The 20,605-nt window shown below is 65.5% G+C and carries 19 protein-coding genes; 9 read left to right on the forward strand and 10 right to left on the reverse strand.

Annotated elements, in window-relative coordinates; genetic code table 11:
• Window positions 1-93: 93 nt before the first annotated feature.
• The 4 genes from nagE to PMI04_RS12030 form a co-directional block, all read right to left on the reverse strand.
• Window positions 94-1,776, reverse strand: coding sequence for an N-acetylglucosamine-specific PTS transporter subunit IIBC (gene nagE / locus PMI04_RS12015; protein WP_007705640.1), 1,683 nt, complete (start codon window positions 1,774-1,776; stop codon window positions 94-96).
• Window positions 1,773-4,241: a phosphoenolpyruvate--protein phosphotransferase gene (ptsP, locus tag PMI04_RS12020; protein WP_007705642.1), complete on the reverse strand. Its 2,469-nt coding sequence runs from the start codon at window positions 4,239-4,241 to the stop codon at window positions 1,773-1,775. The genes nagE and ptsP overlap by 4 nt, the downstream gene beginning before the upstream one ends.
• Window positions 4,238-6,514, reverse strand: a complete 2,277-nt coding sequence (locus tag PMI04_RS12025; RefSeq protein ID WP_283184778.1) for a family 20 glycosylhydrolase — start codon at window positions 6,512-6,514, stop codon at window positions 4,238-4,240. Before PMI04_RS12025 ends, ptsP begins: the two co-directional genes overlap by 4 nt.
• A 130-nt stretch (window positions 6,515-6,644) precedes the next feature.
• The gene (locus PMI04_RS12030; RefSeq protein ID WP_007707025.1) at window positions 6,645-9,305 is read right to left on the reverse strand and encodes a TonB-dependent receptor; all 2,661 of its coding nucleotides are present in this window, start codon (window positions 9,303-9,305) and stop codon (window positions 6,645-6,647) included.
• A gap of 200 nt (window positions 9,306-9,505) precedes the next feature.
• Between PMI04_RS12030 and PMI04_RS12035 the strand changes: the two genes are divergently transcribed.
• The 3 genes from PMI04_RS12035 to nagA are packed head-to-tail and all read left to right on the forward strand — an operon-like array spanning window position 9,506 to window position 12,434.
• Window positions 9,506-10,249 (forward strand): GntR family transcriptional regulator, encoded by a 744-nt coding sequence (locus tag PMI04_RS12035; protein WP_007707028.1) that lies wholly within the window; start codon window positions 9,506-9,508, stop codon window positions 10,247-10,249.
• A gap of 20 nt (window positions 10,250-10,269) precedes the next feature.
• A complete protein-coding gene (locus tag PMI04_RS12040) occupies window positions 10,270-11,301 on the forward strand; it encodes an SIS domain-containing protein (RefSeq protein ID WP_007707031.1) in 1,032 nt (343 codons plus the stop codon).
• The gene (gene nagA / locus PMI04_RS12045; protein ID WP_007707035.1) at window positions 11,301-12,434 is read left to right on the forward strand and encodes an N-acetylglucosamine-6-phosphate deacetylase; all 1,134 of its coding nucleotides are present in this window, start codon (window positions 11,301-11,303) and stop codon (window positions 12,432-12,434) included. The genes PMI04_RS12040 and nagA overlap by 1 nt, the downstream gene beginning before the upstream one ends.
• Here the strand turns inward: nagA and PMI04_RS12050 are convergent.
• The 3 genes from PMI04_RS12050 to PMI04_RS12060 are packed head-to-tail and all read right to left on the reverse strand — an operon-like array spanning window position 12,428 to window position 14,236.
• A complete protein-coding gene (locus PMI04_RS12050; protein ID WP_007707037.1) occupies window positions 12,428-12,937 on the reverse strand; it encodes a nuclear transport factor 2 family protein in 510 nt (169 codons plus the stop codon). The two genes, nagA and PMI04_RS12050, sit on opposite strands and share 7 nt — an antisense overlap.
• Entirely contained in the window at window positions 12,934-13,743 is an 810-nt protein-coding gene (locus PMI04_RS12055; protein ID WP_007707040.1) for an SDR family NAD(P)-dependent oxidoreductase, read from the reverse strand. The genes PMI04_RS12050 and PMI04_RS12055 overlap by 4 nt, the downstream gene beginning before the upstream one ends.
• A gap of 1 nt (window position 13,744) precedes the next feature.
• Window positions 13,745-14,236 (reverse strand): nuclear transport factor 2 family protein, encoded by a 492-nt coding sequence (locus PMI04_RS12060; RefSeq protein ID WP_007707051.1) that lies wholly within the window; start codon window positions 14,234-14,236, stop codon window positions 13,745-13,747.
• Between the two features lie 231 nt (window positions 14,237-14,467).
• Between PMI04_RS12060 and PMI04_RS12065 the strand changes: the two genes are divergently transcribed.
• Window positions 14,468-14,782 (forward strand): hypothetical protein, encoded by a 315-nt coding sequence (locus PMI04_RS12065; protein ID WP_007707057.1) that lies wholly within the window; start codon window positions 14,468-14,470, stop codon window positions 14,780-14,782.
• A gap of 34 nt (window positions 14,783-14,816) precedes the next feature.
• Here PMI04_RS12065 and PMI04_RS12070 read toward each other — a convergent pair whose 3' ends face one another.
• The gene (locus PMI04_RS12070) at window positions 14,817-15,404 is read right to left on the reverse strand and encodes a TetR/AcrR family transcriptional regulator (RefSeq protein WP_007707060.1); all 588 of its coding nucleotides are present in this window, start codon (window positions 15,402-15,404) and stop codon (window positions 14,817-14,819) included.
• Window positions 15,405-15,548: 144 nt separating this feature from the next.
• On the opposite strand from PMI04_RS12070, the gene PMI04_RS12075 reads away from it, so the two are divergent.
• On the forward strand, window positions 15,549-15,920 hold the full coding sequence (locus PMI04_RS12075) for a c-type cytochrome (RefSeq protein ID WP_007707072.1): 372 nt from the start codon (window positions 15,549-15,551) through the stop codon (window positions 15,918-15,920).
• An 8-nt stretch (window positions 15,921-15,928) separates the two neighbouring features.
• Here the strand turns inward: PMI04_RS12075 and PMI04_RS12080 are convergent, their stop codons facing one another.
• Window positions 15,929-16,177, reverse strand: coding sequence for a hypothetical protein (locus PMI04_RS12080; protein ID WP_007707074.1), 249 nt, complete (start codon window positions 16,175-16,177; stop codon window positions 15,929-15,931).
• A 41-nt stretch (window positions 16,178-16,218) separates the two neighbouring features.
• On the reverse strand, window positions 16,219-17,391 hold the full coding sequence (locus PMI04_RS12085; RefSeq protein ID WP_007707077.1) for a MaoC family dehydratase N-terminal domain-containing protein: 1,173 nt from the start codon (window positions 17,389-17,391) through the stop codon (window positions 16,219-16,221).
• 149 nt (window positions 17,392-17,540) lie between these two features.
• Between PMI04_RS12085 and PMI04_RS12090 the strand changes: the two genes are divergently transcribed.
• The 4 genes from PMI04_RS12090 (at window position 17,541) to PMI04_RS12105 (ending at window position 20,602) form a co-directional block, all read left to right on the forward strand.
• Window positions 17,541-18,110 (forward strand): TetR/AcrR family transcriptional regulator, encoded by a 570-nt coding sequence (locus PMI04_RS12090; protein ID WP_007707080.1) that lies wholly within the window; start codon window positions 17,541-17,543, stop codon window positions 18,108-18,110.
• Between the two features lie 108 nt (window positions 18,111-18,218).
• A complete protein-coding gene (locus tag PMI04_RS12095; protein ID WP_007707083.1) occupies window positions 18,219-18,974 on the forward strand; it encodes an SDR family NAD(P)-dependent oxidoreductase in 756 nt (251 codons plus the stop codon).
• Entirely contained in the window at window positions 18,971-19,744 is a 774-nt protein-coding gene (locus tag PMI04_RS12100) for an SDR family oxidoreductase (RefSeq protein WP_007707086.1), read from the forward strand. Before PMI04_RS12095 ends, PMI04_RS12100 begins: the two co-directional genes overlap by 4 nt.
• An 18-nt stretch (window positions 19,745-19,762) precedes the next feature.
• A complete protein-coding gene (locus PMI04_RS12105; protein ID WP_007707089.1) occupies window positions 19,763-20,602 on the forward strand; it encodes a TauD/TfdA family dioxygenase in 840 nt (279 codons plus the stop codon).
• Window positions 20,603-20,605: the final 3 nt, after the last annotated feature.

The raw sequence follows: 20,605 nt of genomic DNA on the forward strand, positions 1-20,605 counted from the left end.
CAGGATCGCAATCCAGGACGGGAAGGACAATGCCGCCCGACTGGGCGATCGGGACAAAATTATGGTTGCGGGACATAAAGCCCCGCGCCCTCTTCAGCGCACGGCGAGGGCTGTCGTCAGCGCGCCTGCATCATCGCCGACGATCAGGTGTAACCATCCGTTGGCGCGGTCCGGGATCACCCATGCCTTCACCCCGGCTTCGCCCAGCCGGACAGCATCGATCGCGTCGACGCGGTCCAGCCGCACCAGGACCCGCGCGCCCCGCTGCTCGACATCGCGCACGCCAGCGCCACGCAGTAGCGCGATCAGGGCGGCAGCCCCCGAATGCTCCGATGCGAAAGCCTCAGCGCCGGCCAGCGCATTGCGTATTTCCGCCGCGACCTGGTCCGCCACCGGCCCCAGCACCACCTGGAAGCCGCCGTCGCGCAGACGAACGATGCCGCGCGCACCCAGCGCCCGCAACCGCGCCTCGTCAACGATCGCGCTGTCGCCCAGCACCAGACGCAGCCGGGTGGTGCAGGCATCGACCGACCGGACATTGGCTTTCCCGCCCAACGCCGCGACCATCGCCGGCCCGCGCGCGCCGGCCACGCTTGGCATGCCCGCCGCAGCGGCGGGTTCATCCTCGCGCCCCGGCGTCTTCAGGTTGAAGCGGCGGATGCACCAGCTAAAGGTCACATAATAGACAGCGAAATAGACCGCCCCCACCGGGATCAGCATCAGCGGCCGGGTCGCAAGGCCATAGTTCATCAGATAGTCGAACAGGCCGGCGGAAAAGCCGAAGCCCAGCTTCACGCCCAGCGCGTCCATGACGACCATCGACAGGCCGGTCAGCACCGCATGGACGACATAGAGGATCGGCGCCAGGAAGATGAAGCTGAACTCGATCGGCTCGGTCACGCCGGTGAGGAAGGAGGTGAGCGCGAGGCTGAGCAGCAGGCCACCGACCCGCTTGCGCCGATCGGGCAAGGCGGTGCGATACATGGCGAGGCAGGCGGCGGGAAGACCGAACATCATCACCGGGAAGAAGCCCGACATGAAGCCGCCGGCGGTCGGATCACCAGCGAAGAAGCGCTTGATATCGCCGGTCGCGCCATGGAAATCGCCGAGCAGGAACCAGGCGACATTGTTGATGATATGGTGCAGCCCGGTAATCAGCAGCAGCCGGTTCAGCAGGCCAAAGACGAACAGGCCGAGCGGCCCGGCCGCCACCACCCATTGGCTCAGGCGATCGATCCCCGCTTCGATCCAGGGGAAGCCCAGGCCGAACATCAGCGCGCCGAACAGGCCGGCCAGCCCCGCGACGATCGGCACGAACCGCCGCCCGGCGAAGAAGGCCAGATAATCGGGCAGCTTGATGTCCGAAAAGCGGTTGTAGAGCAGCCCCGCGACGATGCCCGACAGGATGCCGGCGGGTACCGAGACCTTGGCGATTTCCTTGGCGCGCCAGGCGGCCTGCGCTGCCTCCGCCACGTCGGGCGGCAGGACCAGCAGCACCTTCGCGCCTTCGGTCGTCACCAGATAGGCGATCACGCCGGCTAGGCTCGCCGCGCCATGATTTTCGCGGGCGAGGCCCACGGCGACACCGGCCGCGAAGAGCAGGCCGAGATTGGAGAAGATCGCGTCGCCCGCCGCCGCGACGAAGGGAATGGCGAGCATGTCGGGCTGACCAAGGCGCAGCAGCAGCGCCGCGATCGGCAACACCGCGATCGGTAGCATCAGCGCCCGGCCGAGCGGTTGCAGCCGGGCCAGCAGGGTGGCGGGACGGAAGCTCATGCCAGGACTCCTTGGGCCATCGCGCGCACGGCGGTAGGGCTTTCGGCGGCGCAGGCGCGCTCCGCCAGGTCGATGCAGCGATCCATGTCGAGCGTGCGTACCACCGCCTTCAATCGGGCGATGGCGGCCGGGGTGGCCGACAATTCGGTGATGCCAAGGCCAATCAGGATCGGCGCGGCGAGCGGGTCGGAGGCAAGGCCGCCACAGACGCCGGCCCAGCGGCCATGGCGCTGCGCCCCGCGCCCGACTTCACGGATCAGGCGCAGCACCGCGGGATGCAGCGCATCGATCCGGTGCGACACCGCCGCGTTACCGCGATCGACGGCCAGCACATATTGGGTCAGGTCATTGGTGCCGATCGACAGGAAATCGGCCTCGGCCGCCAGCATGTCGGCCAGCATCGCCGCCGCCGGCGTCTCGATCATCACGCCCAGCGGCACCGGCGCATCGATACCCAGCGCTGCCTTTTCCGCGTCCAGCATCGCCCTGATCGCGCGATAGTCGGACAGGTCGACGATCATCGGCAGCATGATGCGGCACTGGTCCGCCGGCACGGCGCGCAGGATCGCGCGCAATTGGACCTGCATCAGGTCCGGCCGGGCGAGGCTGAGGCGCACGCCGCGCAGGCCCAGCGCCGGATTTTCCTCCGCCGCCATCGGCAGATAGGGCACCGGCTTGTCGCCGCCAATGTCGAGCGTCCGCACGATCAGCGGTCGATCGCCCAATGTCGTTGCGATACCGGAATAAATTTCCCTTTGCTCGGCCTCGTCCGGCGCCTCCTCCCGCTCCAGGAACAGGAATTCGGTGCGCAACAGGCCGCAGCCCTCGGCCCCGGCCGTCACGGCGGCGGCGGCATCGGCCTGCGATCCCAGATTGGCGAAAATCTCGATCCGGGTGCCGTCCGCCATGCGGCAATCGGCATGGGCCTGCGCCCGGTCGCGGCTGCGCTGCTCGCGCGCCGCGGCAATCCGCTCGCTGACCTCGGCCAGCGTATTCACGCCCGGATCGGCATCGATCCGCGCCCCGTCCGCGTCGAGAATGACCGTCCGCCCTTCGGCGATGGCCAGCACATCCCGCCCGGCGGCGACCAGCATCGGGATGCCGGCCGACGCCGCGAGGATCGCGACATGAGAGGTGGGACCGCCGGCCGCCGTGCAGATTCCGGCCAGACGGTCCCTATCGAGCGCCAGGAACTGCGAGGGGAGCAGATCCTCGGCGATCAATATGCTTTGTGGGGGCAGCGTCGGCACCGCGCTGGCCTGGGTACCGAGCAGGGCGGCGATCAACTGCCGCTCGATGTCGATAAGATCGGCGATACGCTCCATCAGCAGCGCATCGCCGGTCGCGCGGATCGCCTCCGCCGCCTGCGCGGTCGCATGGCGCCAGGCGAAGGCCGCGCTGCGCCCGGCATCGATCTGATGCCCGGCAGCCTCGGCCAGTTCCGGGTCCGCCAGCAACGCGCGATGCGCCGCCGCGATTTCGGCGACCAGGCCATGACCCGCCGACAGTTCGGCATCGACCGCCGCCATCGCGCGGGCGAGCGCGGCATGTTCGGCCGCACCGCCCTGCCCGTCGCTTGGGACATCGACATCAGCAACGCGGAGCTGCACTACCTGGCCGATCGCCAGGCCCGGCGCGGCCGTCACCGGCCCATGTAGCGACACGACCGGTGCCGGCGCAGGATGATCGGCCTTCGCCTCCTCGCCCAGGCCCGCTTCGATCAGCGCCACCAGCGCCTCGACCGCTGCGCGGGCATCGCTACCCTCGCCCCGAATGATGATCTCATCGCCGCAACGCACGCCCAGACCAAGCAGCCCGACCGTGCTGCGCGCATTGACGCTCTTGCCGTCCCGCACGATCGCCACCGGCGCGACGAAGGTCCGCAGCAGCGCCGCGATCCGCGCCGCCGGGCGGGCATGGATGCCATGGGGCGCATCGACCCGCACCGCGCGCTCATGACTGTCGCCTTCGCTGTCACCCTTGGCCGCCACCGGCGCCAGCGCCGTGATCCGCGCGACGCCATCATTCCAGCCGACCAGTCGATCAAGCGGCTCCAGCGACAGGGCATAGCCCTCGCCGGCCAGCACCACCGGCGTGATCAGCGCCTTGGCCCCTTCCGCCACGGCATCGAGGTCGAAACCGATCAGCAGGTCTCCGGTCGCCACGGCATCGCCCGGCTTCACTTGCGGCGTGAAGCCCTTGCCGCCCAGCGTCACCGTCTCCAGCCCGACATGGATCAGCAGTTCCGCGCCATTGGCCAGGCGCAGCGAGACCGAATGGCCGGTCGGCGCCACCGTCAGCACGGTCGCATCGGCCGGCGCGCGGACTTCGCCCACGATCGGGTCGATGGCAAAGCCCTCGCCCATCATCCGTTCGGCAAAGACCGGATCGGGCACGCTTTCGATCGGCGCCAGCCAGCCCGCCAGGGGCGCGCGCAACGTCACGCTGGCCATCATCCCGCTCATGGGATCAGTTCCACCTGCTTGATCGCCCATAGAGGCTCAACATCCTTCGCCGTATAGGTGATGCACAAATTCTGCTTGCCGCCGCGTGGCGCGATCGGCGCGACCAGACGGGTCACTTCCGGGTTTCCGACCGCCGGCCCCAGCGGCAGCACGGCGATGCGTTCACCCTCGCAGCTGCCGGCCCGCACTTCCACTTCGCCAGCCGGGGTCGCCGGGGCGCGGAAATGAATGGCGTCGCGATCCTTGCCGATCTGGAAATTGAAGGGCAGCTGGCCGACATCGATCGCGATCCTGGACGCGCCGCCGACCGGAGCGTCGGCATAGAGCCAGCAGGGCTGGAGGATATCGGTCAGGAAATGCGCGCGCTCGCCCTGCGCCGGGGCATCATCCTCCAGCGAGAGCACCACCTTGTTGGCGCAGCTCGCCAATTGCTCATCAGTGCGGCGGCGCAGGAAGGTGGCGTCGAGACCGATGTCGATCGCGCCCGGCATCATCCCGCCGCGCCAGGCGGTGCCGGCCCGCAGCCGGGTACCGACCGGCAGGCTGAGACCGTCCTTGTACACCGGCGCACGGGGCGTCACCGCGCTGCCGTCCAGCGTATAATGGATCGGGAAGCCCGACTGGCTATCCAGCGTTACCCGTGCCGTCTTGTCGCCCGGCGCATAGTCGGTCTTTGCCGTCACCGTCAGCGCGCTGATCGCGGGCTTCAGCCCCAGCGTTCCCATCCGCATCATCTGCGGCACCAGCCGGTCCATGAAGCTGGCAAAATCATGGCTCGCGACCGGCGACCAGCCGATTTCGGCGACGGCGCTGCCGCGCGGAAATTGCTGCCACTGGGCGCGTTCCTCGGTGCGGACATGCTCGGTGAAGAGATTGCCCTGCAGCCCCAATATATGCTGCTGCTCGGCAGCGCTCAGCCCCTCGGGCTCCGGATTGAAGTCATAGACGCTGTGCAGGTCCGACAGATGCCCCCGCCCCGGCGGCTCCAGCGGCCCGAAGCCCTGGCGATTGTCGAAATAGAGGATCGGCGCCGGGCTCAATATCGCGTCATGGCCGGACTTGGCGGCGGTCACCGCCCCCTCAATCCCGCGCCAGGAGGTGATGGTGGCGTGGGGCGAGGCGCCGCCTTCCAATATCTCGTCCCAGCCGATCGGCTTGCGGCCATGTTTGGTCAGGAAATCGTCGATGCGGTGCATGAACCAGCCCTGCATCGCATCCTCGCTGCCGATGCCCAGCGCCTTCATCTTCGCCTGCATCGCCGGCGAGGATTTCCACTGGTCCTTCACCGCCTCGTCGCCGCCGATATGGATATAGGGCGACGGGAACAGCGCCATCACATCGGTCAGCACGTCCTCCAGAAAGCCAAAGGTCGCGTCATCGGCATTGTAGAGCCAGGGGAAGACACCCCAGTCGGACTCCGTGCCCGGCGGGATCGCCACGCCCATGCCCAGCTTGGGATAGGCGCGGATTGCCGCCAGCGCATGGCCCGGCATCTCGATTTCCGGCACGATCATGATGCCGCGCGCGGCGGCATAGGCGACGATCTCGCGGATTTCGGCCTGGGTGTAGAAGCCGCCGACCTTGGGCAGCGGCGGCGCGCCCGGCGCTCCGGCGGGCACGCGCCAGGCGGAAATTTCCGTGAGGCGTGGATATTTGGGGATCTCAATGCGCCAGCCCTGGTCATCGACCAGATGCCAGTGCAGCCGGTTGAGCTTGTTGACCGCCATCCAGTCGATCAACTGGCGGACATAGGCGGGCGACTGGAAATGGCGGGCGCTGTCGAGCATCAGCCCGCGCCACGGGAAGCGCGGCGCGTCGGCAATCTGCATCGCCGCGACCGACACCGGACCGGCCGCCTGATCCTGCGTCATCGCCTGCCATAGCGTCACCGCGCCATAGAGCAGGCCGGCATCGTCAGTTGCAGCGATCGTTGCGCCCTTGTCCGTGACGTCCAATGTGTAGGATTCAGCCGCGCCGGCCTTGGCCCGGCGGAACGATATCGCATTACTCGCGTCACCACCCGTCTCGATCCGCGGGCGGAAGCCCCGGCTGCGCGCGACCAGGTCGGCGAACCGCTCGGCTGCGTTGCGGGCGGCGGCATCGCCGGCCTGAACCCGGACAGGGGTGACGGATGTAATCTGGAAGCTGCCCTGTCCCTCGCGCATCTGCGCAGGCACCGGCAGCAGGCGGGGCAGTTCGGCCATGGCCGGGGCGTTGGCGATGCCGGACAGCATCAGCGACGCAAACAGCGTCAGGCGGCGGGCACGGATCACGAAACAGGCTCCCGAAAATAGCGTGCCCCTGCCGCGCCGCGCGGGCGCGACAAGGGACGTGCGGCGGGCGGACGCTGTTGCGTTCCGTCCCGCCGTCTTCATGTCATGCGCCTTCTGACAGGCGAGGCAATCAATAGTTGAAGTTCACCGTCGCCATGAACTTGCGGCCCGAGCGATAGACGCCGCGCGGCAGTGCAGTGGTGTTGGCATAGGCATAATATTGCGCGTCGGTCAGGTTCATGCCCGACAGGGTGATGCCGATCTGCGGCGTGACATTATAGGTCGCCGACACGTCCAGATTGTCGGAGTCCCGCACATACATCTCGTCGCCACGGTCGATGCCGGTGAAATATTTCGACCGCCAGGTGTAGGTGGCGCGCAGCGCGACCGGGCCGCTTTCAAAGAAGGGGCTGACGCTGACCTGATGCTTCGAGTTGTAGGGCAGGTCCTGACCACCCTGACCCGAACCGTCCGAATAGGTGTAGTTGGCGAGCAGGCCGAAACCATAAGGCAGGTTCTGCTGATAGGCGACGGCAAAGCCCTTCACCTCGGCCGAACCGGCATTGTAGGGGCGGCTGATCTGATAGGTCGTCACCCGGCCCTGCGACTGGTTGAAATATTGCTCGGGTGCGGTCCTCTGCAGGATATAGTTGCTGATATCCTTGTAGAAGAGTTCGGCCGACAGGATCGAACCCTGCTTGAAATACCATTCGACCGAGGCGTTGAGGTTGCCCGAGGTATAGGGCTTCAGGTTCGGGTTGCCGCCGCCGCCGGTCAGCACCGTGTCCGACAGCCAGAAATAATTGGTCATGTCGGCATAGTTGGGACGCGACATCACTTCGGCGGCCGAGAAGCGGACGATCAGGTCCTGCTGCGCATTCCAGGCCACGTTCAGGCTCGGCAGCCAATTGTCATAGCTGCGCTTGGTGGTCTGCCAGGTCCAGTCGGCCTGGCTGTTGCACGGCGCGCCCGGATTGCAGACATAGCCGGCGCTGTCAGTCTTGGTATTCACATAACGCACGCCGAAATTGCCGCGCAGCGTACCGGTGTCGAAATTGGCCTGGGCGTAGACCGCGTTGATATCTTCCTGGATATTCCAGTTGCCGGCGGTGAACTCGGCTGCCGCGAAGATCGACGGGGTCGGAAGCGTCTGGCCCTCCAGATAGTCGACCATCGACGGGCCGCTGATGACGAAGCGGTTCGCCATCTGGTCGTTGATACCATTGAAGCCGCTCAGATAATTGCCGGCAACGGTCTTGGGATCGAACTGCGCCGCAGCCACCGACAGGCCGTTGAGCGCGATGCCGCCATATTGCTGGCCGGTCTCGTGATGGCGATATTTATAGCCGATCTGGATGCGCTTCAATGCACCGTCGAAATCAAAGCCCAGGTCAGCTTGACCATAGCGTTCCTTGTCGCTGGTCGGCTTGTTGACGGTGTTGCCGCTCCAGCCCGGATCGGTCACGAAAGCATTGGGATTGCCCTGGACATCGGTCGCATAGGTCAGCGTGCCGGGCGCCTTGGGCGCACCGCCGATATTGACGTTATAGTCGGCCCAGTTGAGGAATTCGAGGAAGACCTGACGCTTGGTGCCGCCGTCGGCGTCCGACAGGCCGCCCTCGACGGTCAGGTCCCAGCTGCCACCGTCCCAGCTCGCCTTGCCGCGATAGGTATCCGACTTCATTTCCGCTTCGCGATACTGGACGTCCAGTACCGACAGCGCATTCTTGAAGGTCGCGCTGGTGACGATGCCGTTATTGACCTCGATCCCGGTCAGCGCGCCCAGGCTGTTCCAGGTATTGCCCTGGAAGGCATACATGGACTGGTTGAGATTGTTGTAGGTGGCGTCGATCTTGAGCCAGCTCGCCTCCAGCGTCAGTTCGTCGACCGGCTTCCACTGGGCGGTGGCCGAATAGGTCAGACGCTCGCGGCTCTGCTCGAAATAGGAGGTGCCAAAGGCGTTCGGGCTGATCGCATCCAGATTGTTGGTCAGCGTGGTGGCGCATTCGCCGACGCAGCCATTGTCACGCGAATCCACCGGATTGTCCGCATTGCCGCCGGCCCACTGGTCGGCCTTCATCGTGCCATAGGTTTCGACGCCATCGCGACGCAGACGATCCTTGGCGCGCTGGAACGAGGCGAGGATACCGAACGTGCCTTCCTCATTATGCCAGCTCACCAGCGCCGACCCCTGGATATCGCCCTTCTTCGAGCGATCATTGTAGAGATAGCCAAGCTGGCCCGCCATCGTCAGCGGCTTCAGCTCCAGCGGCTTGCGGGTCACGACATTGACGGTGCCGCCGATCGATCCTTCGTCGATGCGCGGTTCGGGCGACTTGTAGACGTCGACCCGGCCGACCAGCTGCGGCGCGAGCAGCGCATAGTTGAAGGTGCGGCCCGGCGAGTCGAGGATGAACCAGTCGGCCGACGCCACGGTCTGGCCGTCGAGCAGGGTGCGATTGAGCGCCGGATCGGTTCCGAGGATCGAGACCTTCTCGCCCTGACCGAACTGGCGGTCGACGGTCACGCCGGGCACCAGGGTCAGCGCTTCGGCGACATTGGTATTGGGGAATTTGCCGACATCCTCGGCCGAGATGGAGTCGACGATCGCATCCGAATTGCGCTTCACGTCGATCGATTTTGCCAGTGACGCGCGATAGCCGGTAACGACGATATCGCTCTGGCTTGCATCGGCGTCCGGCGCTGCAGCGTCACTGCCCTGCGCATGTGCGGCTCCCGAAAACAGCGCGATGGCGCTGGCGGTGCCGACCAGAAAAGCCCGAATCCCCATATCTCACCCCTTATTTATATATAACGCATGGCATTAATTGGGCGGACCAACTGCATACCAATAAGCAGACCATCCGCTGAAGTTATTTCGGCGTCAAGAGGGATATTTTCAAATTTGTGACGGCGTTTGAAATTTTTCACTAGCATATGGTATTTAATTGGTCTTAGTGTGATGTCGAACCCAGATGCCGTGGAGACGAGATGCCGCTGCTTGCCGAACAGATTGGACCACTCGACGCGCTGGGCGGTGGCCCGCTCTATCGCCGGCTGGAGGATGCGCTGCGCGAAGCCCTGCGAACCCAGCGGCTGAAACCCAATGAAGCCCTGCCGCCCGAACGCGATCTGGCGTCCGATCTGTCGGTTTCCCGCATCACGCTGCGCAAGGCATTGGATTCGCTGGTCGAGGAAGGCTTGCTGGTCCGCAAGCAAGGCGCAGGCACCTTCGTCGCCAACCGCGTCGAAAAGCAGTTTGCCAAACTCTCCTCCTTCTCCGAGGACATGGCCGCGCGCGGGCGTAGCGTTCGCAGCGAATGGCTGGGGCGCAGCGTCGGGGCGGTCACGCCGGACGATGCACTGACCCTGGGCCTCAGCCCGGGCGCTTCGGTCTATCGCTTCAACCGTATCCGCTACGCCGACGATGTTGCCATGGCGCTGGAATATTCGACCATCCCCGGCTTTGGCCTGGACGGTGTCGATGTCGTCGACGCGTCGCTCTATGCCGCGCTGGAAACCGCCGGCAATCGCCCGGTCCGGGCGCTCCAACGCCTGCGCGCGGTGCTGTTCAACGCCGAACAGGCCAAGCTGCTGGGGATCGAGGCGGGCGCGCCCGGCCTGTATATCGAACGGCGGGGCTTTCTGGACGACGGCCGCGTCATCGAAGCGACGCAGAGCTGGTACAGGGGCGACGCCTATGACTTCGTCGCCGAACTTGACATGCGCGCCTGACCGAAAAGATGCCTGATACCATGCTCAATCCGCAAGATACCCTGATGTTCGCCGAAGCTGCAGAAGCTGGCGCCGTGGTCGCCCGCCAGTTCGCGGCCAATAACGCAACCGTGCAGGCACTCGCCGCCAGCCTGCGGGCCGATCCGCCGCGCGGGGTCGTCACCTGCGCCCGCGGCAGTTCCGATCATGCGGCAACCTTTGCCAAATATCTGTTCGAGACCCGCCTTGGCCTGCTGACCACATCGGCAGCGCCCTCGATCGCGTCGGTCTATGGCACGGCGCCCGCACTCGCGGACATGATCGCGATCGCCATATCCCAATCGGGCAAGAGCCCCGACATTCTCGCGACGGTGGAAGCCGCGAAGGGCGCCGGCGCCCGGACGATCGCCATGGTCAATGTCGCCGACTCACCGCTGGCTGCGCAAGTCGACACGCTGCTGCCGCTGCACGCCGGCCCGGAACGCAGCGTTGCCGCCACAAAATCCTATATCGCCTCGATCGCCAGCCTGCTGAACCTGGCAGCCCACTGGAGCCAGGATGGCGATCTGCTGGCGGCGCTGGATCAGGCGCCCGCCCTGCTCGGTCAGGCATGGGCCTGCGACTGGACGCCGCTGGTGGAGCAACTGGCAAGCGCGCGCGGGCTTTACGTTATCGGGCGCGGCATCGGCTTCGGCATCGCTCAGGAAGCGGCGCTCAAGTTCAAGGAAACCTGCGGTCTCCATGCCGAAGCATTCAGCGCCGCCGAGGTCAAACATGGCCCGATGGCACTGGTCGGCCCGGATTTCCCGCTGCTGGTCTTCCGCCAGGCCGACGAAACCGCCGAGAGCGTCGACGAACTGGTGCGCGAAGTCGTAGCGCGCGGTGGTCAGGTACTGATCGCGGGCGAACCGGTCGACGGCGCCATCCATCTCCCCGTTCCCGCCGCCCATCCGGCGATCGAGCCGATGCTGCAAATCCAGGCCTTCTATCGCGCGGTCAACGCCCTGTCGGTGCGTCGCGGCTTCAACCCCGACAGCCCCCCGCACCTTGCCAAGGTGACGGAGACCCTTTGATGCGCCTTGCTTTTGTCAACGGGTCGATCCTGATCGACGGCGCCTTCCATATGGGCAAAGCCGTGCTGGTGGAGGGCGATCGCATCACCGCCATCCTGCCGGAGGGCAATGTGCCAGCGGATGCCGAGCGCCGCGATCTTGGCGGCGATCGACTGGTGCCCGGCTTTATCGACACCCAGGTCAATGGCGGCGGCGGCGTCCTGTTCAACGACGCGCCAACGATCGAGGGCATTGCGGCGATCGGCGCCGCCCATCGCCACTTCGGCACCACCGGATTTCTGCCGACACTGATCAGCGACGATCTGGCGGTGATCAGGCGTGCCGTCGCTGCCGTCGACGCAGCGATCGAGGCCGGCGTTCCCGGTGTGCTGGGCATCCATATCGAAGGCCCCTATCTTAATGTCGAGCGCAAGGGCATTCACGACGGCGACAAGATCCGCCCGCTCGATGCCGAGGGGCTGGAGGTGCTGACCTCGCTGAAACGCGGCCGCACCCTGGTGACGCTCGCCCCCGAACGGACCTCGCCCGACATGGTCCGGCGACTGGTGGAGCGCGGCGTGATCGTCGCTGCGGGCCATAGCAACGGCAGCTATGAGGATATGATGGCTGCGGTCGCCGCTGGTCTGTCCGGCGTGACCCATCTCTACAATGCCATGTCGCCGCTGGGGTCGCGGCGCCCGGGAATCGTAGGCGCAGCGCTGGAACAGGACGGTGTCAGTTGTGGCATCATCGTCGACGGGCATCATGTCAGCGCGACCGCACTGAAGATCGCGCTGCGCTGCAAGCCTGTGGACACGATCATGCTGGTCACCGACGCCATGCCGTCCGTCGGCGCCGATGCCGACGAGTTCATTCTCCAGGGCCGCCGTATCCTCGTACGGGACGGCGCTTGCACCGATGATGCCGGCACACTGGCAGGGTCCAATCTGGATATGATCGGCGCAGTGCAGAACAGTGTCGCCATGCTGGGCGTAACGCTGGAGCAGGCCATCGCCATGGCTTCGTCCGCGCCCGCCCGCTTCCTCGGACTGGCCGCAACGACCGGCAGGATCGCTCCCGGCCTGCGGGCAGACCTTCTGCAGCTCGATGGAAACGGCACCGTGGTGCGTAGCTGGATCGGCGGCGCCTATTGAGACTGTGCCAGCCGCGCCAGCACGGCATAGGAGGGATCCTCCCGATCCCGCCGCCCCATGCCGCCCGCACTGAGCGGCTGCACCCGACGCACCTCATCAAATTCACGTAACGCGATCCGATGGTCCATAGCCCAACGCCCCGCGCGCCACGACCACCGGTCGACATAGCGGGTCCAGACAGACATCTGCACCAGCCCATCAGGCCGCTGCAACCGCAAGGTCGCGATGCAATATGTCTCGCTCCCGGCCCTGTCGCCTTCGAGCGCAACCAGGATATTGGTCATCTGGTGGCAATGGGCCTGCAACCCGGCATGATCGGCACAGATCCGGTCGATCACCCCGCGTCCCGGGCCGCGATAATAGTCGCCATAATCGGCGGTGCCATCATCGTGCCAAAGCCCCTGCCCCAGCGCTACATCAAGCCGATCGACGGCGCGGGCATAAAGATGCAGCGCTTCGTGGATCGTCTGGCGGTCGGCGGCGGGATCGCGTGGGGCCGTCATGCACCTGCGCCTTGCAGGTCGCGCATCGCCTGTTCGATCGCCAGAATCCGGGCGCGACGCGCTGCGGCGGACAGGGGCGCATAGCCCTGTTCGTCATCCGCCAGCCCCCAATGATGCACCGGCCCATGCGGCAATCGCTGTAGCCCGATCCGTGCGACCTCCTCGGGCGAAGCCAGCCCGGCAGGCAGCGCTGCGCCCCGGCTGGCTAGGAAACGGCGCAATTCGGGCGTATCCGTCCGGCTCAGGATCAAGTTCAGCACATCCACGCCATAGGCGCGCAATTCGGCCCACAACGCCTCGCCCAGACACAGGTCGAACGCCTTGGTACCGGCATAGACGCCCAGACCCGCTGCGCCGCCATAACAGGCGCCCGATCCCACCAGGATGATGCCGCCGCGCCGGCGCGCCCGCATATCCCGGCCAAATTGGTGGCATAGCCGCATCGTCGTCGCCACATTGCGACCGACCAGATCGGACCAGTCGTCGATTTCGCTGTCCAGGAAATGGGTGCCGTGCGGGTCGGCCCCGGCGTTGCTGATGAATAGGCCAATCTCGCGATCGCCGCATAGCTGCGTGACACGATCGGCGGCATCGCCCGCCGCCAGATCGACGCTGGCCCACAAGCACTGCGCGTCATGACGCGCGGCAAGATCGGCCGCCAACGCGGCCAGAGGAGCCTCCCGCCGGGCCAGCAGGATCAGCTTCATGCCCTGCGCCGCCAGTTGCGCGGCAAAGGCCCGACCGGTCCCTTCCGATGCGCCCGCTACCACGGCCCATGGGCCATATCGCGCCACGATATCAACCATATCAGCCCGCCTTCCGTACGGCGGTCGGCGCATCCGTCGCCGGCATGCCGGGCGGCGGCCCATAATCGGGAAAGTCGACCAGCGCCGCCGACAGGTCGACCGGCCCGCGATAGTGCAGCGTCCAGTGCCGCGCCGCGAAGAGCCAATGTCCTCCCTGTTCCACATAGCGATCATAATAGGTGCCCAGCGTCATCGCCGCGCTGCCGTCCGCCATCTTCGCCAGTTCGGTCACCGGGATGCGCCCCGTCGCGCCATCCGCCGTGACATCCAGCAGCGGGAGGCCCAGGATCAGCCGTACGCGCGCGCATATGCCGAGCAGCCGGTCGAATTGTGGGCCTATCTCCGCGCCCCGAATGTGAAGGCCGGCGATCTTCCACTCACCATCGGGGGCAAAGCAGGCGGCGAATGCTGACCCGTCCTTGCGCCAGACCGCATCGCAAAACTGCGCATGGAGCTGCCTTATGCCGAAATCGGCGGCGATCAGGTGGTTCATCAGGGGCGCCTCTCTCTTTGGTCACCTTAATCCATCAAACTGATCCATGCGGGGCAAGGGCACGGGCACAGCATCGCCGGGGCGGTGCTGTGCCGGCCCCCAATTCCCGGCCGGCCCGATCCTGCTTATGAGACAATATGTCGCACGGCCGCCATCATCGCGTAGACCTGACCTGTCAGGTGAAGACGCATCGGCTGCCGGGACGAGCATTGCCTGCCTGAAAGGATGCCCATGAAGACTGTCCTGTTCGCAACCGCCCTGCTTCTCGCCGGGACCACCCCCCATATGGCCATCGCGCAAGCGCCGGCTACCGCACCCGCACCGGCCTACAGCATCGACAGCACCGATATCGGCACCTTGCTGGACAATCCCGCAACCAAGGCCGTCCTGGACAAGAATTTGCCCGGTTTCACCGCCAATCCCCAGATCGATATGGCCCGCTCGATGACCCTTAAGGGCGTACAGCAATATGCGCCGGATCAACTGAGCGACGCCGCATTGGCCAAGGTACAGGCCGATCTCAACAAGGTGCCCGCCAAGAAATGACATTGCGAGCCGGCGCGGCCTCTGCGCCGGCTCCCTACGCCTCCCGGCCTTTCTCGCCATTGGCAGTCACATAGCGCATCAGCGCATCCACCATGGCCAGCGCCTCGGCATGGCCCAGGCTAACCCCCAGGCTCTGTTCCATCACGATCGAGCGGGCCATCCCGGCAGCCAGCACCGACAGACCGATCGGCGATAGCGACCCGTCCGGGCCACAACCGCCCTTGGCGATCGCCGCAGCCTGAATGACACGCAACTGCTCGATAAATTCGGCGATTTCCTGCCGGATCGCCTTGCGATGATTCGAAAGGGCCATGAATTCCAGGATGATCGCCGAGCCATCGGGATCCGAGTTGAGCTTCCAGAGCGCCTGCAGCGGATCCGGAGTCGTCAGCCGCGCAGCCAGTTCCTGCTTGAACCGTTCCGACAGGCGACGAAACAAGGCCAGCAGCAGGTCGTCCGTCGTCGCAAAATGATAATGGACCAGGGCCGGGGTAACGCCGACGATTTTCGCCACACGGCGCGTGGATACAGCGGCATAGCCCTCCTGCACCATCAGCCCCTCGGTCGCGTCCAGGATCGCCCCGCGCGCCGATGCTCTTTCCTTTCGGCCGCCCTCCGCCAAGACACATGCCTCCTCTTGTTCCGGCGGCATCACCTGCGGCCCGTTGACGACTCATGACCAAAAAACTAAACAGCTGTTCAGTTGTCTGGCGCACTCGATCCCGCATCCCCTTTCCCGCTCCCGATTGCAAGGATAGTCCCGATCATGTCGATAGGCTGGCGCGCATCCATGGCGTTGCTTCTGACAAGCATGCCGATGGTGGCCATCGCGCAAGACAGAGATGCCGGCAGCGTCCTGTTTCGCCAGCGCTGCCAGAGTTGCCACGGCGTAAAGCCCGGCCAGACCTCCGTCCTGGGTCCGAACCTGGCCGGCGTGACCGGGCGCAAGGCAGCCAGTACCGGCTTTGCCTATTCCAGCGCGCTCAAAAGCTCCGGGTTGACCTGGGACAAATCCACGCTGGACATGTTCCTCGCCGCACCGATGACGAAGGTGCCGGGAACGCGCATGATCATCAGCGTGGCGGATGCCAGACAACGCGCCGACCTCCTGGCCTTCCTGGCGGCGCAGAAACCCTGATCCGCGGCTCAGTCGCCGATCATGTCCATGAAGTCGCGCGCAGCATCCCGATCGGCCGGATCTGGAAAAGCGACATCCAGGTCTGGCGCTGCCCCCAGCATGTGCAGCAAGGCCCAAAGCGCGAAACGGCGAGGACGATCGACCTCCAGGCCGAACGCGACCTGCATACGCTCGATCCCCGCCGCCAACCCAGCGGACGTCATGCCGGCCAGATCGTCGGTACCGAAATAATGGCGGAGCTGATCGTCGAGGTCCATCGCCGCGCTATCCCACAGCGCGGCGCGATTGACCAGACGGATCAGGCCGGCCGTTTGGGCAGTTCGATCTCCGCCTTCGCCGTCGCCAATACCGCGCCGGCCTGATTGGCCATCCGGCAGTCGACCTGCACCATGTGCCGACCGGCCTCGTCGACGAATTTGTCGAGGATCGTCCCGGTCGTGATCGTGATGTCGCCGGTCAGCGCCGGGCTGCGATAATTGCAGGCGGAATGGCGGATCATCCCCCATTCCCCGGCCCAGCCTGCGAAATAATCGGTGATCCACGCCCCCATAGACGCGCCATAGCCATAGCCGCGCGGCATGCCGATGAAGCGTGCCCAGCGCGGGAAGAGATGGCCGCGCGACGGGCCGACATAGGCACCGTCGGTGAATTCGGGATTGATCGCCTCCATCACCGGATCATTTTCATGGCCCGCCATTTCCTTGACGAAGCCCAGCGCCTCCATGTCGAGGTCGGTGCGACGATGGGTGCCGCCCCATTGGGTGAAGATATAGGACCGCCATTCTGTCGCAAAGGACACGATCGAATGCGGGCCGACCACCCGTTCGGGCAGCGCCGCGCCGACCGTCGCATCGTCCCACCAGCGCCGGTCATGGCCCAGATCATGCAGCATCTGGATCCACTGCATCTTGCGCGCTTCCAGCTCTTCCAACTGGTCGTCGGTCCAGACCGGATCGTCGAACCCCTCGGTCGGGACATTGTCCTTGCCCGCTTCCTGGCTGTAGCGGATCGAGGTCGAACGCTGCTTGGCGATCAAATCGCCCTGCTGATTATAATAGAAATTGTCGCCGCGCTGGAAACAGGTTGGCCCTGCAAACTTGGTGTCCTTGACCGTATAGTCGAAGGGGATGCGCTCGTTGAGGATGCGGTCGCCCGCGACCATGCGGGGGCCATAGAACCACCATTCGTCGCCACCGAACAACATGTGCGAATTGGGCACTCGGCCGATGCAGGACGGCGCGGAGCCATGGGCGCAATCCATCGTCACGGCAAAGCTTTGCGGCGCGACCATGCCGCCCCAGCGGCTCTGCGCGGCATAGCCGGCATCATAATGGAGCCGGTTGGGATAGTGCATCGCCTGCACCCAGCGACGGATATCGCCATTGTTGATCGGCTCGACCATCCGTGCGGGCTGGATCGGCTTGCCCAGATAATTGTCGATATCCGAACAATCGAGCGTTGGCGTGGTCATGGATCGTCTCTCCAAAATGGCTGTGTTTGACCGCAAGGCTAGCGACGCACCGGCAGGGCGACTTGACCAAAATGGACAGGCGCCCGGCCCATTGCCGCGCCCCGCAAAATTGCCCAGAAGCGGACGCGAAGAAGGAGGGAAGGGACGATATGGCTACCGCTCGCAGACTTGGCGCCGAAGGATCGCAGAACCGCGCCCGCTTCATCGACGCGGCCGAAACGATCCTGGCAGAGGTCGGCGAACATGGCATTTCCGCGCGGCAGGTCGCCCAGCAGGCCGGGCTCAAGACCCAGCTCCTCTATTATTATTTCCGTACCATGGACGATCTGCTGCGCGCCGTCGTCCAGCGGATCAACGAGCGGCGCATGGCCCGGTTCACAGAAGCACTCGCCGCGCCAAGCCCCCTGCGCGCCATGTGGGATATGATGCGCGATCCCTCCAGCGCAGCGCTCGCGGCGGCGCTGAGCGCGATCGCCCATCATCGCGAGGCGGTACGCGCCGAGATTGTGACTGCCGCCCAAGCGTTTAGAGCACATCAGGCACAGGCCGTGGCAGCCCTGCTCCCCACCGACCAGGCGGACCATGCCAGCGGCCTGGTGATGATCGCCGCTTCACTCGCGCGCATGCTGGTCAGCGAGACGGCGCTGGGCCTCACCGAGGGCCACGACCAGGCACTGGCAATGATCGAGGCGATGCTGGACCAACTCGAACGCAAATGATCGCCCCGGCGCTATCGCTCTACCCGGCATCGCATCCCCCACCTCTACCCTGCTAATGAACTGTTCAGCATCGCGGCACGGCATAGGCGCGCGATGCAAGGAGAGGACATGGCAGGACTGGAAAACAAGGTCGCGCTCGTCACCGGCGCTTCCTCTGGCATCGGCGAGGCGGCGGCGCTCGCGCTGGCGCTTGAGGGTGTCAACATCGCTGTCAACGGACGGCGCCGCGATCGGCTAGATGCGCTGGTCGCCCGGATTGAAGCGGCAGGCGGCACCGCGCTCGCTCTGCCCGGCGACGTCTCGATCGAGGCGGATGCGGCCGCCGCCATCAACGATACGGTGGCACATTTTGGCCGGCTCGACATCCTCATCAACTCCGCCGGCGTCAACGAGGCGGGCGGGATCGAAAGCCTGACCAGCGACCAGTGGCAACGGGTAATCGACATCAACCTGATGGGCACCATTCATGCCTGCCGCGCCGCCTTCCCGGTGATGAAGGCGCAGGGCAGCGGCGACATCGTCAATATCTCCTCGACCGCCGGGCGCCGATCGGGTTGGCGATTCGCCGCCTATTCGACCAGCAAATTCGGCCTGACCGGCTTTACCGAAAGCCTGCGGCAGGAGGGCGGCCAGGCCGGCATCCGTGTCTCGATCATCGAACCGGGCGCCACCGCGACCGAGATCGCCAGTTCCATTTCCGACCCGCAATGGCGCGACATGATCCAGCAGCACACCCACAAGGACGGGGCGATGGCGCCCGACGACATCGTCGCCGGCATCCTGCTCGCCGTCAGCCTGCCGCGCCGCGCCAATGTGAGCCGCATCCTGATCCAGCCGACCATCGACACGGAGCCCATGCCATGAGGCTGGCGGGCAAGTGCGCGGTCATCACCGGCGCGGGGTCGGGCATGGGCAAGGCGATGGCAGAACGCTTCGCGTCAGAGGGCGCGCGAGTGCTCTGCGCCGACATCAGCGGCGCACAGGATGATGTCGCCGCCGCCATCGGCAACGGCGCGATCGGCCTGCATGTCGACGTAGCCGAGGAAGCGGATGTCCAGGCGATGATCGCCGCTGCCCGCGACGCCTTTGGGCGGGTCGACATCCTCGTCAACAATGCCGGCTTCGGTGGCGGCATCATGCCCTTGCACGAACAGAGCAGCGACAATTGGGACCGGGTCCATGCCGTCAATCTAAAGGGCGTGTTCCTGGGCATGAAATATGGCGTGATCGCCATGCTGGAAAGCGGCGGTGGTGCGATCGTCAACATCGGATCGGCCACCGGCATGGTCGGATGGAAGGGCCATGGCGTCTATGCCGCCGCCAAGGGCGGGGTCAGCCAGATTACCAAATGCGCAGCGCTCGATTATGCCGCGCACAATATCCGCGTGAACGCCGTGCTGCCCGGATCGATCTGGACCGGACTGGTGCCGATGGCGAAGGATCACCCCGAACCGCCGCCGGGCATCTTTCGCGTACCCGGCATCCCGATGGACCGGTGGGGCCTGGCCAGCGAAATAGCCAATGCCGCTTTGTTCCTCGCCAGTGACGAAGCGTCCTACATCACCGGCACCTTGCTGCCGGTCGATGGCGGCTATTGCATCGGCTTTTCCGGCATGGCCGCCGAACAAGGTTGAGATCGAAGGAGCAGGATCATGAACGTCATTCACAAGAGCCGCGTCACCTTCCGCCCCGTCAAGCCGCTGATCGGCGCGCTGGTCGAAGCCGATCGGGAGGCACTGTTCGATCCGCAAGTGGTCGCCCAGTGCCGCGACATGCTGGAGGAGCGGACCGTGCTGGTCATGCCGCAGGTCCATTTCACCAATGAGGAGCAACTGGCCTTCACCGACCTGCTCGGCGGACGGCTCAATTTGACCAGCGAGGCGACGACCGACAAGGACGAGGACGTCTATCAGGTGACGCTGGATCGCAAGATCAACCGCGCGCCCGAATATGTGCTGGGCACCTTCTTCTGGCACATGGACGGCATGCCGATGGAGATGCCGCCGCCGCTCGCGACGCTGCTGTCGGCCCGGCGCCTGGCGCCCAAGGGCGGCCAGACCGAGTTCGCCAATACCTTCGCCGCCTATGAGCAGATGCCCGAAGCGCAGCGCGCCGAGATCGAGGATCTGCACATCATCCACAGCGTCGCCGCCAGCCTGCGCTCGATCGCCGACGCCATTCCCGAAGCGGAAAAGGGCAAACTGGCGATCGGCATCGAGAAGGAACGGCCGCTGGTCCAGACCCACAAGAATGGCCGCAAGAGCCTGATCGTCGGGTCGACCGCCGACCGCATCGTGGGCATGGAACTGGCCTATGGCCGCGCCTATATCGCCCGGCTCAACGAATGGGCGACCCAGCCCGATTTCGTCTATCAGCATCAGTGGCAGGCGGGCGACTTCGTGATCTGGAGCAATACCGGCGCATTGCACCGGGTCGTCCCCTATGCCCGCGATTCCGGGCGGATGATGCACCGCACCTCGATTGCGGGCTGAAGC

Origin of the sequence: Sphingobium sp. AP49 (assembly GCF_000281715.2) — a bacterium.
Lineage (GTDB): Bacteria > Pseudomonadota > Alphaproteobacteria > Sphingomonadales > Sphingomonadaceae > Sphingobium.

What these genes read in the sequence shown, in the direction of transcription:
- nagE (WP_007705640.1), bottom strand. Translation starts at nt 1,776, where the DNA reads ATGAGCTTCCGTCCCGCCACCCTGCTGGCCCGGCTGCAACCGCTCGGC.
- ptsP (WP_007705642.1), bottom strand. Translation starts at nt 4,241, where the DNA reads ATGAGCGGGATGATGGCCAGCGTGACGTTGCGCGCGCCCCTGGCGGGC.
- PMI04_RS12030 (WP_007707025.1), bottom strand. Translation starts at nt 9,305, where the DNA reads ATGGGGATTCGGGCTTTTCTGGTCGGCACCGCCAGCGCCATCGCGCTG.
- PMI04_RS12035 (WP_007707028.1), top strand. Translation starts at nt 9,506, where the DNA reads ATGCCGCTGCTTGCCGAACAGATTGGACCACTCGACGCGCTGGGCGGT.
- PMI04_RS12040 (WP_007707031.1), top strand. Translation starts at nt 10,270, where the DNA reads ATGCTCAATCCGCAAGATACCCTGATGTTCGCCGAAGCTGCAGAAGCT.
- nagA (WP_007707035.1), top strand. Translation starts at nt 11,301, where the DNA reads ATGCGCCTTGCTTTTGTCAACGGGTCGATCCTGATCGACGGCGCCTTC.
- PMI04_RS12050 (WP_007707037.1), bottom strand. Translation starts at nt 12,937, where the DNA reads ATGACGGCCCCACGCGATCCCGCCGCCGACCGCCAGACGATCCACGAA.
- PMI04_RS12055 (WP_007707040.1), bottom strand. Translation starts at nt 13,743, where the DNA reads ATGGTTGATATCGTGGCGCGATATGGCCCATGGGCCGTGGTAGCGGGC.
- PMI04_RS12060 (WP_007707051.1), bottom strand. Translation starts at nt 14,236, where the DNA reads ATGAACCACCTGATCGCCGCCGATTTCGGCATAAGGCAGCTCCATGCG.
- PMI04_RS12065 (WP_007707057.1), top strand. Translation starts at nt 14,468, where the DNA reads ATGAAGACTGTCCTGTTCGCAACCGCCCTGCTTCTCGCCGGGACCACC.
- PMI04_RS12075 (WP_007707072.1), top strand. Translation starts at nt 15,549, where the DNA reads ATGTCGATAGGCTGGCGCGCATCCATGGCGTTGCTTCTGACAAGCATG.
- PMI04_RS12080 (WP_007707074.1), bottom strand. Translation starts at nt 16,177, where the DNA reads ATGGACCTCGACGATCAGCTCCGCCATTATTTCGGTACCGACGATCTG.
- PMI04_RS12085 (WP_007707077.1), bottom strand. Translation starts at nt 17,391, where the DNA reads ATGACCACGCCAACGCTCGATTGTTCGGATATCGACAATTATCTGGGC.
- PMI04_RS12090 (WP_007707080.1), top strand. Translation starts at nt 17,541, where the DNA reads ATGGCTACCGCTCGCAGACTTGGCGCCGAAGGATCGCAGAACCGCGCC.
- PMI04_RS12095 (WP_007707083.1), top strand. Translation starts at nt 18,219, where the DNA reads ATGGCAGGACTGGAAAACAAGGTCGCGCTCGTCACCGGCGCTTCCTCT.
- PMI04_RS12100 (WP_007707086.1), top strand. Translation starts at nt 18,971, where the DNA reads ATGAGGCTGGCGGGCAAGTGCGCGGTCATCACCGGCGCGGGGTCGGGC.
- PMI04_RS12105 (WP_007707089.1), top strand. Translation starts at nt 19,763, where the DNA reads ATGAACGTCATTCACAAGAGCCGCGTCACCTTCCGCCCCGTCAAGCCG.